Source organism: Methylobacterium guangdongense, assembly GCF_038442355.1.
GTDB lineage: Bacteria > Pseudomonadota > Alphaproteobacteria > Rhizobiales > Beijerinckiaceae > Methylobacterium > Methylobacterium guangdongense.
The window spans coordinates 241,445-255,538 of the sequence record NZ_JBBXMX010000004.1 but is presented as its reverse complement, the minus strand read 5'-3'; the positions used below and the strand labels follow the sequence as shown (position 1 = coordinate 255,538).

At 69.2% G+C, this 14,094-nt stretch carries 16 protein-coding genes; 13 read left to right on the top strand and 3 right to left on the bottom strand.

Going from position 1 to position 14,094, the window contains the following annotated elements:
• The 4 genes from AAHG09_RS11055 to AAHG09_RS11040 all read left to right on the top strand — a co-directional run bounded on the left by AAHG09_RS11055 (position 1) and on the right by AAHG09_RS11040 (position 3,848).
• The gene (locus tag AAHG09_RS11055) at positions 1–903 is read left to right on the top strand and encodes an SMP-30/gluconolactonase/LRE family protein (protein ID WP_342107157.1); all 903 of its coding nucleotides are present in this window, start codon (positions 1–3) and stop codon (positions 901–903) included.
• The gene (locus AAHG09_RS11050) at positions 900–1,796 is read left to right on the top strand and encodes a VOC family protein (RefSeq protein WP_342107156.1); all 897 of its coding nucleotides are present in this window, start codon (positions 900–902) and stop codon (positions 1,794–1,796) included. Before AAHG09_RS11055 ends, AAHG09_RS11050 begins: the two co-directional genes overlap by 4 nt.
• Before the next feature lie 82 nt (positions 1,797–1,878).
• Positions 1,879–2,781, top strand: a complete 903-nt coding sequence (gene lgt / locus AAHG09_RS11045; RefSeq protein WP_342107153.1) for a prolipoprotein diacylglyceryl transferase — start codon at positions 1,879–1,881, stop codon at positions 2,779–2,781.
• Positions 2,778–3,848 carry a class I SAM-dependent methyltransferase gene (locus tag AAHG09_RS11040; protein WP_342107152.1) on the top strand — a complete coding sequence of 357 codons (1,071 nt, stop codon included), beginning with the start codon at positions 2,778–2,780 and terminating at the stop codon, positions 3,846–3,848. Before lgt ends, AAHG09_RS11040 begins: the two co-directional genes overlap by 4 nt.
• A gap of 11 nt (positions 3,849–3,859) precedes the next feature.
• Here the strand turns inward: AAHG09_RS11040 and AAHG09_RS11035 are convergent, their stop codons facing one another.
• A complete protein-coding gene (locus AAHG09_RS11035; protein ID WP_342107150.1) occupies positions 3,860–4,150 on the bottom strand; it encodes a hypothetical protein in 291 nt (96 codons plus the stop codon).
• A gap of 52 nt (positions 4,151–4,202) precedes the next feature.
• On the opposite strand from AAHG09_RS11035, the gene pgeF reads away from it, so the two are divergent.
• The 3 genes from pgeF to AAHG09_RS11020 all read left to right on the top strand — a co-directional run bounded on the left by pgeF (position 4,203) and on the right by AAHG09_RS11020 (position 7,079).
• Positions 4,203–4,973 carry a peptidoglycan editing factor PgeF gene (gene pgeF / locus AAHG09_RS11030; RefSeq protein ID WP_342107401.1) on the top strand — a complete coding sequence of 257 codons (771 nt, stop codon included), beginning with the start codon at positions 4,203–4,205 and terminating at the stop codon, positions 4,971–4,973.
• A gap of 282 nt (positions 4,974–5,255) precedes the next feature.
• Positions 5,256–6,095, top strand: a complete 840-nt coding sequence (locus AAHG09_RS11025) for an outer membrane protein (protein WP_342107148.1) — start codon at positions 5,256–5,258, stop codon at positions 6,093–6,095.
• A 219-nt stretch (positions 6,096–6,314) separates the two neighbouring features.
• Entirely contained in the window at positions 6,315–7,079 is a 765-nt protein-coding gene (locus AAHG09_RS11020) for a DUF2076 domain-containing protein (protein ID WP_342107146.1), read from the top strand.
• A gap of 92 nt (positions 7,080–7,171) precedes the next feature.
• Here AAHG09_RS11020 and AAHG09_RS11015 read toward each other — a convergent pair whose 3' ends face one another.
• Positions 7,172–7,978 (bottom strand): L,D-transpeptidase, encoded by an 807-nt coding sequence (locus AAHG09_RS11015; protein ID WP_342107144.1) that lies wholly within the window; start codon positions 7,976–7,978, stop codon positions 7,172–7,174.
• A 290-nt stretch (positions 7,979–8,268) separates the two neighbouring features.
• Between AAHG09_RS11015 and AAHG09_RS11010 the strand changes: the two genes are divergently transcribed.
• The 5 genes from AAHG09_RS11010 to AAHG09_RS10990 all read left to right on the top strand — a co-directional run bounded on the left by AAHG09_RS11010 (position 8,269) and on the right by AAHG09_RS10990 (position 12,520).
• The gene (locus AAHG09_RS11010) at positions 8,269–8,985 is read left to right on the top strand and encodes a protein phosphatase CheZ (RefSeq protein ID WP_342107399.1); all 717 of its coding nucleotides are present in this window, start codon (positions 8,269–8,271) and stop codon (positions 8,983–8,985) included.
• A gap of 80 nt (positions 8,986–9,065) precedes the next feature.
• A complete protein-coding gene (uvrC, locus tag AAHG09_RS11005) occupies positions 9,066–11,132 on the top strand; it encodes an excinuclease ABC subunit UvrC (protein ID WP_342107142.1) in 2,067 nt (688 codons plus the stop codon).
• Between the two features lie 73 nt (positions 11,133–11,205).
• On the top strand, positions 11,206–11,805 hold the full coding sequence (pgsA, locus tag AAHG09_RS11000; RefSeq protein WP_342107397.1) for a CDP-diacylglycerol--glycerol-3-phosphate 3-phosphatidyltransferase: 600 nt from the start codon (positions 11,206–11,208) through the stop codon (positions 11,803–11,805).
• 11 nt (positions 11,806–11,816) lie between these two features.
• Positions 11,817–12,068, top strand: coding sequence for a molybdopterin converting factor subunit 1 (moaD, locus tag AAHG09_RS10995; RefSeq protein ID WP_342107140.1), 252 nt, complete (start codon positions 11,817–11,819; stop codon positions 12,066–12,068).
• 221 nt (positions 12,069–12,289) lie between these two features.
• Complete coding sequence (locus AAHG09_RS10990; protein ID WP_342107138.1) at positions 12,290–12,520, top strand: hypothetical protein; 231 nt, start codon at positions 12,290–12,292, stop codon at positions 12,518–12,520.
• 125 nt (positions 12,521–12,645) lie between these two features.
• Here AAHG09_RS10990 and AAHG09_RS10985 read toward each other — a convergent pair whose 3' ends face one another.
• Positions 12,646–13,422 carry an SDR family NAD(P)-dependent oxidoreductase gene (locus tag AAHG09_RS10985; RefSeq protein WP_342107136.1) on the bottom strand — a complete coding sequence of 259 codons (777 nt, stop codon included), beginning with the start codon at positions 13,420–13,422 and terminating at the stop codon, positions 12,646–12,648.
• 255 nt (positions 13,423–13,677) lie between these two features.
• On the opposite strand from AAHG09_RS10985, the gene AAHG09_RS10980 reads away from it, so the two are divergent.
• A complete protein-coding gene (locus tag AAHG09_RS10980) occupies positions 13,678–14,091 on the top strand; it encodes a flagellar biosynthesis repressor FlbT (RefSeq protein ID WP_342107134.1) in 414 nt (137 codons plus the stop codon).
• Positions 14,092–14,094 lie beyond the last annotated feature (3 nt).

The window sequence follows — 14,094 nt, the reverse complement described above, 5'->3', positions numbered from 1 at the left end:
ATGGATGGATTTGAGTTCACGCAGCCGCGCTTCAAAGCGTATGTCCTGCCGAACGCGCCGTTGGAAAAGCTCGCCGAGGGTTTTCGCTGGACGGAAGGGCCGGTCTGGTTCGGCGACCGCGACGAGTTGCTGTTCTCCGATCTCCCGAACAACCGGGTGATGCGCTGGGCGGAATATGCGGGCCTCAGCGTCTACCGGGAGGCGAGCGACTTCGAGAACGGCCATGCCCGCGACCGGCAGGGGCGGATGCTGTCCTGCTCCCACCGCGGCCGGCGGATCCACCGGACGGAACTCGACGGCCGCGTCACGAGCCTCGTGGAGCATTACCGGGGTCGGCGGCTGAACTCGCCCAACGACATCGTCTGCAAGTCGGACGGCACGATCTGGTTCTCGGATCCGCCCTACGGCATCCAGACGGATTACGAGGGCGGCAAGCAGGAAGCCGAGCTGCCCGCGTCGGTCTACCGGTTCGACCCGCGGGACGGTTCGCTCCGCGTGGTGGCGGACGATTTTCAGGGCCCGAACGGCCTGTGCTTCTCCCCCGACGAGCGCCGGCTCTACATCGTCGAGACCGGGCTGCAGTTCGACCCCGAACCGGTCCAGCATGTGCGCGCCTTCGACGTCGCGGAGGATGGCAGCCTGTCCGGCGGCGCGGTGCTCTTCAGGATCGCGCCGGGGAATGCCGACGGCATCCGGTGCGACGAGCACGGCAATATCTGGTCGAGCGCCGGGGACGGCGTCCATTGCATCGACCCCGGCGGCGAACTGGTCGGCAAGATCCTGGTGCCCTCCACGGTGGCCAATCTCGCCTTCGGCGGCCGGAACAACAGCCGGCTGTTCCTGTGCGCCTCGCACACGCTCTACGCGATCTACGTCAACGTGCGCGGAGCGCCGTTGCTATGAGCGGCGTGCGGGCCATCGCGGGCTTCGGCCGCACCGTCGCGGATCTCGCCGTTACCGAAGACTTCTATCGTGACGCCCTCGGTTTTACGCGGATCGCGCCGCCGGAGCCTCTGCCGGCCGCCCAGGCCGACGCAATGGGGCTCGCGGATCGGCGTGCGACGCAGCTGCGCATGCGGCTCGGGCACCAGACCGTGACCTTCCTGGCGTTGGATCCCCCCGGCGCGCCCTACCCGGCCGATCCCGCGGCGACGGACCCGTTCTTCCAGCACCTCGCGATCCCGGTGCGCAGCATGGACGCCGCGATGGCGCAACTGGCGTCCCGGCATCCGACTCCGATCAGCCGAGGCGGCCCACAGGTGCTGCCGGCCGCCTCGGGGGGCGTCACGGCCTACAAGTTCCGCGATCCGGACGGGCATCCGCTGGAGCTGATCTATTTCCCCGACGGGGCGCCGGCCGCGCGCTGGCGCGACGCGCCGGGCTTGTTCCTGGGCATCGACCATTCGGCGATCACCGTCACCGACCTCGATGCAGCCCTGGCCTTTCTCACCGGACCGCTCGGCCTGGCCGTGGCTCAGCGCGGGCTCAACCGGGGCCCGGAACAGGCGCGCCTCGACGGAGTCGACGATCCGCAGGTGGACGTGATCGCGCTCGAGCCCCCTGTCTCGGCGCCGCACGTGGAGCTCCTGCACTATCGGGTGCCCGCCACCAAACGACGACTCACCTTCGGCCCCGCCGACCAAGTTTCTACGCGCTACGTCCTGTCGGCAGGCGATCCGCTGGCCCTGTCGCAGCGCCTAAGCGACGCCGGATGGGCCCCACGGGCCTCTGCCGACGGCGCGGCGGTCTCTTGCGCCGGGCCGGACAGACACGGCTTCTTGTTCGTACAAGCCTGAGGCCTCCATTTCGGAAGAACGCCCTCGGGCTTGACGTGCCGTCCCTCCGGCGTCCAATCCGGCCGCCCCGGAGGTGAGACCCATGCCGCTCCTCGCCCTGCCCTTTCCGGCCATCGATCCGGTGGCGCTCGCGATCGGGCCGATCACGATCAAATGGTACGCGCTCGCCTATATCGCCGGCCTGATCGGCGGCTGGTACTACGCGCGCCGCCTCGTCATGGCCGACAGCCTCTGGGGCGTGGTGAAGCGCCCGCAGGTGGTCGACATCGACGACCTCGTCGTGTGGGTAGCACTCGGCGTCGTGCTCGGCGGGCGGATCGGCTACGTGCTGTTTTACAATCTGCCGATGTATATGTCCGACCCGTGGGAGATCTTGGCGATCCGCAACGGCGGCATGTCGTTCCACGGCGGGTTCCTCGGGGCGATCCTGGCGTTCCTGCTGTTTGCCCGATCCAAGGGCCTCAACGGCTACACGCTGCTGGATATCGGGGCCGTCGTGGTGCCGATCGGCCTGTTCTTCGGCCGGATCGCCAATTTCGTGAACGGCGAGCTGTGGGGCCGGGTGGCGCCGGACTTCCCCTACGCGATCGTGTTCCCCAGCGGCGGGCCTCTGCCCCGCCATCCAAGCCAGCTCTACGAGGCGGCGACCGAAGGCCTGCTGCTGTTCATCGTGATGGCGATTAGCGTGCGCCGCTTCGGCTTCCGCAAGCCGGGGCTGCTCGGCGGGATCTTCGTCCTCGGCTATGCGCTGGCCCGGACGTTCTGCGAGTTCTTCCGCGAGCCCGACCGGCAGCTCGGCTTCCTGTTCGGCGACCATCTCGGACCCATGGGCGGCGGCGTCACCATGGGCATGCTGCTCTGCGTGCCGATGATGATCGTCGGTCTCACCTACATCGTGCTCGCGGCGACCGGCCGGACGCGCCCCCGCCACCCGGTCGAGGCGCCGACCTCCGAGGAGGCGCGCAAGGCGCCCGTCGAGGCGTGACGCCGCTGGCGGCGGAGATCGCCGCGCTGATCCGCCAGAACGGGCCGATCGGCATCGACCGCTATATGGCCCTGTGCCTCGGCCACCCGGTCCACGGCTATTACCGCACCCGCGATCCCCTCGGCGCGCAGGGCGACTTCACGACGGCGCCCGAGATCAGCCAGATGTTCGGCGAGCTGATCGGCGCCTGGGCGGCCTACGTTTACGGCCTCCTGGGTCACCCGGATCCGCTGGTCCTGATGGAACTCGGCCCCGGTCGCGGCACGCTGATGGCGGATGCCCTGCGGGCCCTGCGCGCCGCCGCGCCGGGGTTGCCCGTCGCACCGCACCTCGTCGAGACCAGTCCGGTGCTGCAAGCGGCGCAGGCGCGCACCCTCGCCGGAACGGGCGCCGTCTGGCACGAGAGCCCGGAGACCCTGCCCGAGGGGCCCGCAATTCTCCTGGCCAACGAATTCTTCGACTGCCTGCCCGTGCTCCAATTCGTGCGCCGGCCGGGGGGCTGGCACGCCCGGCAGGTCGGCCTCGACCCACAGGGTGGCTTCACCTTCGGGCTGGCGCCGGAACCGACCCCGGGCATCGAGGCCGCCGGGCCCGAGGGGGCGCTCCTGAGCGTGCCGAGCGCCGGCCTCGACCTCATCCGCGCCTTCGCGCAGCGCGTCCGCACCCTGGGCGGCGTCCTGCTGATCCTCGATTACGGTCACGCCCGCCTCGGCTTCGGCGACACGCTCCAGGCGATGGCGCGGCACGGCTTCGCTGATCCGCTCGAAGCCCCCGGGGAGGCGGATCTTACGCATCATGTCGATTTCGCCGCCCTAGCGCGCGCGGCCGCGGGGGCCGGGGCGAAGGTCCACGGACCGGTCGATCAGGGGGATTTCCTGCTCAGTCTCGGTCTGCGCCAACGGGCAGAGCGCCTGAAGGCCCGCGCCACGGCGGATCAGGCCGCGGGGATCGACGCGGCGGTCGCGCGGCTCACAGATCCCGGTGCGACCGGGATGGGCAGCTTGTTCAAGGTCCTGGCGGTGAGCGGCCCGGATCTCGGGCCGCTCCCGGGCTTCCCGGCATCGTGATGCCGGGGTGATCAGCCGAACGAGCCGAAACCGGAATCTGTCTGGCTCGCCGGACGCGGGCTTGGCGGCGCCGGCGGATTCGGATCGTTCGGGTCGAAGGCTCCCGGCTCTCCCGTCACGGGATGCGCGGTCGTGTTCGGGCTGCGCGGCGGTTCGGCCACCGGCTTGGGCGTGTCCTTCAGGGCTTCGGACTCGATCCCGTGCGTCATTGCGATCCTTCTCGGATTGAGGTCGGATTCGACCCCATATTGCAATGCAACAAGAATCTGACGTCTGAACGACATCGTCAAGGGGCGGTCCATGCGCTATCGGGGCGCGATCCCGACGCGTGGAGGCTCGACCGTGACCGCAGGCCTGCTGATCGAAGCGCCGGACCTGTCCGCCTGCGCGGGCATCCGCCACGCGTTCTTCACGCGTCGCGGCGGCGTGTCCGAGGGCGACTACGCCTCGTTGAACGGGGGCCTCGGCTCCCGGGATGACCCGGAGCGGGTCGCCGAGAACCGGGCGCGGATGTGCGCGCAGCTGCGTCTGCCGGCCGATCGGCTGGTGAGCCTGTACCAGATTCACTCGGCCGAGGCCGTCACCGTCGAGGCGCCGTTCGCCCCGGCGGAGCGCCCGCGGGCGGACGCCATGGTGACGCGCGCTGAGTCGCTGGCCCTCGGCATCGCCACGGCCGATTGCGGGCCGATCCTGTTCGCCGATCCCGCGGAGGGCGTGGTCGGGGCCGCCCATGCGGGCTGGAAAGGGGCGTTGACCGGGGTGATCGAGGCCACGGTGCGCGCCATGGAAGCCCTGGGCGCCCGTCGGCACCGGATCGTGGCGGTGCTCGGACCCACGATCAGCCAGCCGGCCTACGAGGTCGGCCCCGACTTCATCGCGCGCTTCCGCGGCGAGGCCCCGGGCATGGATCGGTTCCTCGGTCCCGGCACGCGCCCGGATCATGCCCAGTTCGACCTGCCCGGCTTCATTCAGGCCCGGCTCGCCGAGGCCGAAGTGGGCAAGGCGGCATCCCTGGATCTCTGCACCTATGCCGATGCCGAGCGCTTCTACAGCTATCGCCGGGCCACCCATCGCGGCGAGCCGGATTACGGCCGGCTGATCTCCGCCATCGCGATCGGGCCCTGAAACATCACGGTTCCGGCAGCTTGGCCGGAACCGGGAAGGGGGTGCGACAATTTGTCGATGAGCCAGCCCATGAAAAAGCGTGGCCGTAACTGAACCTTGGCAATTCGAGCGCGTTGTGGGGTCAAGGTGCCGGGGAAAAACGGCGGGTTGCCAAAAGGGGCCGCGCAAGCGGTCGGCGATACCGCGGAGCGCAGAGCAGCCCTGGAACCGCTGGAACGCAAACCGATCCATGCCCCATCGCCGACCGTGCGCGGTCGGTGCGGAGCAACCCGTGAGGACCTGATGATCAAGAAGCTTCTTCTCGCGAGCGCCGCCACGGCCCTCCTGACCGGCGCCGCCTCGGCCGCCGACCTGCCGCGCCGCGCCGCCCCGCCGCCCGTGTTCACCCCCGTGCCGGTGTTCACCTGGACCGGCGCCTACTTCGGTATCAACGCCGGCTACGCCTTCGACGCCTCCAGCCGCTCCAACGGCAACTCCTTCGGCGTGCCCTTCCCCTACGCCACCCCCGGCACCGTCGCCACCTTCCGCAACAACAGCCAGGACGGCTTCTCCGGCGGTGGTCAGATCGGCTACAACTATCAGTTCACCCCGGGCTCCGGCGTCGTCGTCGGCATCGAGGCCGACGCCCAGTACCTCGACTTCGGCCGCAACCGGAACAGCGCCTTCATCACCGGCGGCGCACTGGCCCCCGGCTACTACGTGACCGACCCCCGCGGCCTGTCGAGCCTCGACTACTTCGGCACCGTGCGCGGCCGCCTCGGCTACGCCTTCGACCGCACCCTCGTGTACGGCACCGGCGGCTTCGCCTACGGCTCGGGCTCCTCGGATCGCTCGTTCGGCGGCTTCGCCGGCAACGACAGCTTCCGCACCGGCTACGCGGTCGGCGGCGGCATCGAGTACGCGCTCCCCACCGACTCGTTCCTGAACTTCTTCCGCTCCTCGGCCGTGACGCTCAAGGTCGAAGGCCTGTACGTCAACCTCGACCGCAACACCCGCAACCAGGGCGCGTTCGTCATCAACGCCGCCAACAACTTCCCGGTCGTCTACAGCGGCATCGGTCGCCGCTCCGACGAGTTCGCCGTCGTCCGCGCCGGCCTGAACTACAAGTTCGGCTCGTACTGAGACCGGGCGTCGGCGCGTCATCGGACGCGCCGGCTACCGTCGGAAGATTATGGTTCCGACGCTTTCGAGAAGCCCGGCCGCAAGCCGGGCTTTTCGCGTTTCGGCCGGATCGAATGAAGTTTTCGAAAGGACCCCTGACAAAGCGTCGCCGCGCACCCATGTCGTGTCAGCCATGCGGCGCGTTCGGGCCCGCGGGTTAGATTCGAGGAGGACGACTCCATGAACAGCGAAGAACGCGATGTCATTTCGGGCATCTTCCAGCGTCTGGAGCAGGCACAGTCTCAGCCCCGCGACGCGGAGGCCGAGCGCTTCATCGCCGACAAGATCCGGGCACAGCCCTACGCGCCCTACGCGATGGCGCAGCTGATCTACGTGCAGGAAGAGGCGATCAAGAGTCTGAACCAGCAGCTGGAGCAGGCGCGCAGCCAGGGTGCGCAGGCCCAGTCGTCGGGGGGCGGCGGGTTCCTGTCGAGCATCTTCGGAGGCGGCGGCAGCCAGCGCCAGGAGACGCAGCCACAGCCGGGCTACGCGCAGCAGCGCCCGGCCGGCCAGCCCTGGGGCAACGCCGCCCCTCCCCCGCAGGGCTATCCCCAGCAGGGTTACCCGCAGCAGGGCTATCCGCAGCAGCAGGGAGGCCCCTGGAGCGGCCAGCCCCAGGCTCCGGCACGCGGCGGCGGCTTCCTCGCCTCGGCGCTCCCGATGGCGGCCGGCGCGGCGGGCGGCATGCTGCTCGGCAGCGCCCTCTCGAACGCCTTTGCGGGCGGCCATTCCAGCCTCGGCAGCGCTGCGGCGGCCGGGCTCGGCGGCGGTAGCGGCGAGACGATCGTCAACAACTACTACGGTGACGGCGGCAACCAGGATCTCGGCGCGGCCCTCGACAACAGCGGCGGCGACATGGGTGGCTTCCAGGACGCGGGCTACAGCGATCCCGGCGGGGATTTCGGCGGCGACCTCGGCGGCGGCGACGACAGCGACTGGACCTGATCGGCCGATCGGTCCCGACAGGAAGCCCGGCCGTGCTCAGGCGCGGCCGGGCTTTCGTGTGAAAAAAGGGCGCGACGCAGCAGGCCCAGCCGTCACAGGACCTCGACGCGCGTCCCCACCGGTACGCGCTCGTACAGATCGACCACGTCGTCGTTCATCATCCGGATGCAGCCCGACGAGACAGACTGCCCGATCGTGCCCGGTTCATTGGTCCCGTGGATCCGATACAGCGACGAGCCGAGATAGAGGGCCCGTGCGCCGAGCGGGTTCGCCGGGCCGCCCGCCATGTGGCGCGGAAGATCGGGGCGACGGGCCAGCATCTCGGGCGGCGGCGTCCAGTCCGGCCACTCTGCCTTGCGGCTTACGGTCTTGAGACCGCTCCAGGCAAAACCCGGCCGGCCCACGCCGATCCCGTAGCGCAGGGCGCGCTGGCCGGGTTGCACCAGGTAGAGATGCTTTCCGGCGGTGTCGATCACGATGGTCCCAGGCCGCTGCCGCCCGGTGAACGTCACCTCCTGGCGCTGATACTCGGGAGAGACCGCACGGGCGATCCGACCGGGATCAGCTTGAACCGCGCCGTAGGCCGCGGCTTGCGGCGCGGCGTAGACCGGCGTCGTGGAGACCGGCATGGGCTCGGGCTCGGCCGGCAGCAGCTCGCCGGTATAGGCCTCGACGCGCTGCGGAGCCAGGACGCGCTGCGGAGCCATGGCGCGCTGCGGCTGCACGGCGCGCTGCGGCCAGCTCCGGCCGTCGCGGCCGGCATTGCCGGTGACGAGATACTCGATCAGCCCACCGCCATAGCCGCCCTCACCGTAGCGGGCCTGCTGCGCCTGGGCGGACGCGCTCCAGAGCGAGGCGGCCGTCGCCGCCCAGAGACACAGTCGGACCGAACCGCGCATCGTACCCTGCTCCCGCACCCCGGAATCCCATCCCGGCTGCCGCACGATGAGGCCGGTTTTTACCGAATCAGGTGAAGGAACGTGGTGAATCCGGTTCGTTCACCGGTGCCTCCCCCGTCGCCGGGAAGCAGCGTGAATCCGCGGTAAAGTGGCCGTCGTGTCGCGCCGGCCCGAAACACGACGGCGCCGGGGGTGGCCGGTCGGCTTCCGGCAAGCTTGGCAGTCACAGTCCGTCAACCGATATGTTAGACAATGGCGACCAGGCACCCCGAACGTCGACGCCCCGGATGATGACTCAGAAGCGCTACCGCATCGAAGACAGCCTCGGGCTACCCGCCGCTACGCCATCCTCGGCCGTCCCGGCGTCGAGCGAGCGCCTGGATGAGATCTTCTCCGCCATCCAGGACCTGCGCCGCATCACGCAGATGAGCGCCAGCGAGACGATCGAGGCGTGCCGCCGCGACCTGCACGAGGCGCTGGCGATGCGCTCCGAGCTCGACGTGATGAAGGAGGCCATCACCCGCACCAAGTCGGAACTCGCGACCCTTCACCGGACCGAGAACACCGGCAAGGGCATGCGCCGGGCGGCCGACGAACTCGATGCCGTGGTAGATTCGACCGAGCGCGCCACGACCCAGCTGCTCGGCGCGATCGAGGAGATCGAGAGCCATGCCGGCATGCTGAACGCCTCGACGTTGCCGCCGGGCATGAAGCCCCATGTCGACGTGATCCTGGAACGGGTGATCTCGGCCTACGAGGCCTGCAACTTCCAGGATCTGACCGGCCAGCGGATCAGCAAGATCGTCGGCGTGATGAAGTTCATCGAGGAGCATCTCGACCGGCTGATCACCACGTGGTCGGAGCTGGACAGCTTCAAGGAGCTGATCGCCGTGATGCCGTCGGCGCCGAGCGCGCTGGACGACGAGAGCAGCCTGCTCAACGGGCCGAAGCTCGACCACGATATCGGCCACGTCGACCAGAGCGACATCGACTCGCTGTTCGACTGATCCGGCGCCCGCCGGGCAACCCGGCAAATTTATTCTCTGCCCCCGTCCCCCTCGGGGGCGGGAAGGCTTAAATCTGTGGCATGAGCCGCAGAGCCCTCTCAGACCTGCCCCCCGACACGTTCGACGACGGCCGCGACGCCGAGCGGGAGGAACCCGCCGACGAGGCCGAGGCCCCGCTGTCGGACGACACGGCCGCCGAGATCGACTTCGACTTCGAGCCGGGCGCCGTGGAGGCGGGCACCGAGGTGATCCGCCGGTTCTGGTCGACCCTGCCGGCCTCGCCGGGCGTCTACCGGATGTTCGACCATCGCGGCGACGTCCTCTACGTCGGCAAGGCCAAGAACCTGAAGGCGCGGGTCGGCTCCTATGCCCGGGGCCAGGCGCATTCGAACCGCATCGCCCGGATGATCTCGCAGACGGCGGCGATGGAGTTCGTCACCACCGCGACCGAGACCGAGGCGCTTCTGCTCGAAGCCAACCTGATCAAGCAGCTGAAGCCCCGCTTCAACGTGCTGATGCGGGACGACAAGTCGTTCCCCTATATCCTGGTGACGAGCGACGGACCGGCCCCGCAGATCGTCAAGCACCGTGGCGCGCGGCGCCGGAAGGGCAATTATTACGGCCCCTTCGCCAGCGTCTGGGCGGTCAACCGGACGGTGAACGCCCTGCAGCGCGCCTTCCTGCTGCGCACCTGCACCGACAGCTACTACGAGAACCGCAGCCGGCCCTGCCTGCTCTACCAGATCAAGCGCTGCTCCGGCCCCTGCACGGGTGAGATCGGCCAGGACGATTACGCCGCCATGGCGGATTCCGCCCGGGCGTTCCTCGCCGGCAAGTCCAACGCCGTGAAGGACCGGATGCGAGCCGAGATGCAGGAGGCCTCCGAGGCCCTGGAATTCGAGCGCGCCGCCCGCTACCGGGACCGGATCGCCGCCCTCTCGGCGATCCAAGGGGTGCAGGGCGTGAACACCCAGGGCGTCGAGGAGGCGGACGTGTTCGCCCTCGACGACCAGGCCGGACAGTTCTGCATCGAGGTGTTCTTCTTCCGGAACTTCCAGAACTGGGGCAACCGGGCCTATTTCCCGAAGGCCGACCGGACCATGACGGCCGACGAGGTGCTGGGCTCGTTCATCGGCCAGTTCTACGACGACAAGCCGGCGCCGCGCACGGTGCTGACCAGCCACGCGATCGAGGATGCCGAGCTGGTGGCCGCCGCCCTGTCGAGCCGGGTCGACTACCGCGTCGAGATCCACCGGCCGTTGCGGGGCGAGCGGAAGAATCTCGTCGATTATGCCCAGCGCAACGCCAAGGAGGCGCTGGCCAGGCGCCTCGCCGACACCGCCTCGCAGGGCAAGCTGCTCACCGCCCTGGGCCAGGCCTTCGGCATGGAGAAGGCGCCGCGCCGGATCGAGGTCTATGACAACTCGCACATCATGGGCACGAACGCCGTCGGCGGCATGATCGTCGCCGGGCCCACGGGCTTCATGAAGACGCATTACCGCACGTTCAACATCAAGTCCGAGGAACTCACCCCGGGGGATGATTACGGCATGATGCGCGAGGTGCTGCAGCGCCGGTTCAAGCGGCTGGTGAAGGAAGCGCCCCGCACCGCCCGGGAGGCGGAAGTGGCCGCCGCGGAGGGCGGCGCGCCGGAGCCCGTTCCCGCCCCGGCCGAGGAGAGCGACGCCTTCCCGGCATGGCCCGACCTCGTGCTCATCGACGGTGGCAAGGGCCAGCTCGACGCCGCACGCGCCGCCCTCGACGCGGTGGGCGTGACCGACGTGCCCCTGGTCGGGGTCGCCAAGGGCCGCGACCGGGATGCCGGACGCGAGACCTTTTTCGTCCCCGGCCGACCGGCCTTCAAGCTTCCGCCGCGCGATCCGACGCTCTACTTCGTGCAGCGACTCCGCGACGAAGCGCATCGCTTCGCCATCGGGAGCCACCGGGCCAAGCGCAAGCGTGAGATGGTAAAGAATCCCTTGGACGAGATCGCCGGCATCGGCCCGAGCCGCAAGCGCGCGCTCCTGCACCATTTCGGAACCGTCAAGGCGATCGAGCGGGCCGCCTTCGAGGACCTCGCCAAGACCCCGGGCGTGAACGCCGCCACGGCACGGGCCGTCTACGACTTTTTCCATGCCGGCGCCTGAGACCCCCGCCGCCGCGGCCGAGCCGGGCACCGAGGCGTTGACGCCCGGGCCGGGCTCTGATTTCACCGCGGCGATGAACGCCGTCCTTCCCCGACGACGGTCGCCGGCCTGGACGCTCGCGAACTGCCTGACTTACGGGCGCCTCGCCGCGGTGCCGGTGATGGTCGCGCTGCTGTTCTGGCCCGAATCCCACACCGCCCGGTGGACGGCGCTGGGGGTGTTCGTGGCGGCCGCGATCACCGACTACCTGGACGGGTATGTCGCGCGCACCTACCACCAGAGCTCGGCGCTCGGCCGGATGCTCGATCCGATCGCCGACAAGCTCCTCGTCTCGGCCTGCCTGCTGATGTTGGCCGCCGACCATACGATCGTCGGATCCAGCGTCTGGGCGGCGATCGTGATTTTGTGCCGCGAGGTGCTGGTCTCCGGCCTGCGGGAATATCTCGCGGAGCTGAAGGTCGGCGTGCCGGTGAGCAAGATCGCCAAGTGGAAGACCACCGTGCAGCTCGTGTCGCTCGGCTTCCTCGTGGCCGGGCCGGCGGGCGAGACGGTGCTGCCGGGGACGGAGCCAATCGGCATCGCGCTGCTGTGGCTCGCCGCCGCGCTCACGATCTGGACCGGGTGGGACTACATGCGGGCCGGGATCAAGCACGTCATCGACGACCCGCGTTGAGAAGTGATCCGATGAAGCTCGTCTATTTCGCCTGGGTCCGCGAGCGGATCGGCCGGCCCGAGGAGGAGCTGACGCCCCCGGACGCGGTCGCCACCGTGGCCGAGCTGGTGACGTGGCTCCGCGGGCGCGGCGAGGAATACGTCCACGCCTTCGAGGATCCCGGCGTGGTGCGCGCCGCCATCGACCGGGTCCACGCCAAGCCGGACACCGCGATCGCGGGCGCGCGCGAGATCGCCTTCTTCCCGCCGATGACGGGCGGCTGAGGCGTTCACGGCCGCGGGGCCGGTAGTCTCCGCGGACTTGCGCCGGCCCCGGCGCCGGCCCCAATGGAACGGTCGCTCCGGCTATCCCTCATGCCGAACGGCGCGCGGACCGAGCCAAGTTGTTTACGGGTTCGGTCCGTTTCACGGGTCTCTCGAACGGCGGAACGCTTAAGCTGCGTTTGCCGTTACTCGGTGCCGAAGTCCGGTCCTGGAGTCCCAGAATGCGCACTGTACTGCTCGCCACCGCTGCTCTGTTGAGTGTCTGCGCCTCCGCGCAGGCTCAGACCACCGTCATCGAACGCGACCGGCCCGCCGTCGTCGTCGATCGTCCGGCCACCGAATCGAAGTCCGTCACCGTCCATGATCACGGCGACGGCTGCGTCTCCAAGACGGTGCGCAAGGAGAACGACATGGGCGACTCCAAGACGGTGAAGAAAGAATCCTGCGACTGAGTCGCAGCCGGGCGCCGGTGCTGGTTTCGCCCGGCGCCCGTGATGAGAACACCGTAGGGGATCGCCCACCACGGTTATCTGCTCGGATCCGATCGGGATCCCGACGGCGCCGATGGCAGGGGCGATCAGCGCCAGCCGGCATCCACGAAATAGCCGTGGCCCGTGCACATCCGGGCATCGTCCGAGGCCAGGAACAGGACCAGCGCGGCGACGTCGGCGGGCTGGATCCGCCCGTCGAGGCATTGCGCGGCGACGATCTCCGCCTCGCCCTCCGGGGTGTACCACCTCTCCTGGCGCGGGGTCTGGACGTTGCCGGGCACGATGGTCGCCACACGGATGCCGTCGCGGCCGAGATCGCGGGCGAGCGCCCGGGTCATGCCCTCGATCGCGGCCTTCGCGGTCTGATAGACCGGCATGTTCTTCGAGCCCAGATGCCAGCTGATCGAGCCGAAGTTCAGGATCACCCCGCCCCCCGCCTTCCGCATGCCCGGCACGGCCGCCTGCGCGGCGAAGAACAGGTGCCGTAGGTTCACGGCCATCCGGTCGTCCCAATAGGCGGGCGTCACCGCGTCGAGGCTGTGGCGGTCGTCGTTGCCGGCGTTGTTCACCAGCACGTTGAGACCGCCCAAGTCCGCCTCGGCCTCCGCCACGAGGCGGCGGACCGCCTCCACGTCGGTCAGGTCGCAATGCCGGTAGAGTGGCGCGTGCGCCGCAGCCGGGGCGAGGCGTGCAACCAGCGCGGCGGCGGCATCGTCCGCGATGTCGCAAAACACGACGCGGGCCCCCTGCCCCACGAATGCCTCGACCAGCCCCTCCCCGATCCCGGAGGCGCCGCCGGTGACCAGGACACGCCTGTCGCGGAGGCTTGGATAGAGTGCGCGGCCCGTGATCGACTCCGACATCAGACGATTCCCCCGGTCACGTCTTCGTTCGGCGCCTCATTTGTCTGAGTTTCATCAGCCCGACAAGGCTTCGCATCGCGGCCGACCCGTCGGCGGGTTCGCAAAACATTAACGATTGGCAAATCACAACAGCATCTCATACCGAGCTCATCCGGATCGGGTTGCGATCGGGAACGGCTCCAGGCCCTCGCTTCGACGCGCTCGCCCCGCCGATCTCCAAGCGTCGGCGTTCAGCGCTCCAGAAAGGACAGCGCGATGCCCCTGCGTCTGGAACTCAAGCCCTTCGAGCGGCTGATCATCAACGGCGCCCTGCTGCGCAACGGGGAGCGCCGCTCGACCTTCCTGATCGAGACGCAGTGCAAGTTCCTGCGCGAGAGCGAGATCATCACGGAGAGCGAGGCCGATACGGCCTGCAAGCAGCTCCATTTGACGCTGACGGTGATCTACCTGGCCGACGATCCGGCGCAGGGCATCGACCTGTTCTTCCGCCAAGCCACCGACCTGATCCGGCAATCTCCGGCGGCCGCGCCGCAGATCGCCGAGATCGCCGTCCAGATCGAGGCCGGCGAATACTATCGGGCGCTCAAGCTCAGTCGAAAGCTGGTCGAATGGGAGAGTGCGGACCGGATGCCCGCGGCGGACCATCCGGCACCCGCAGAAACCCCGTAGAAG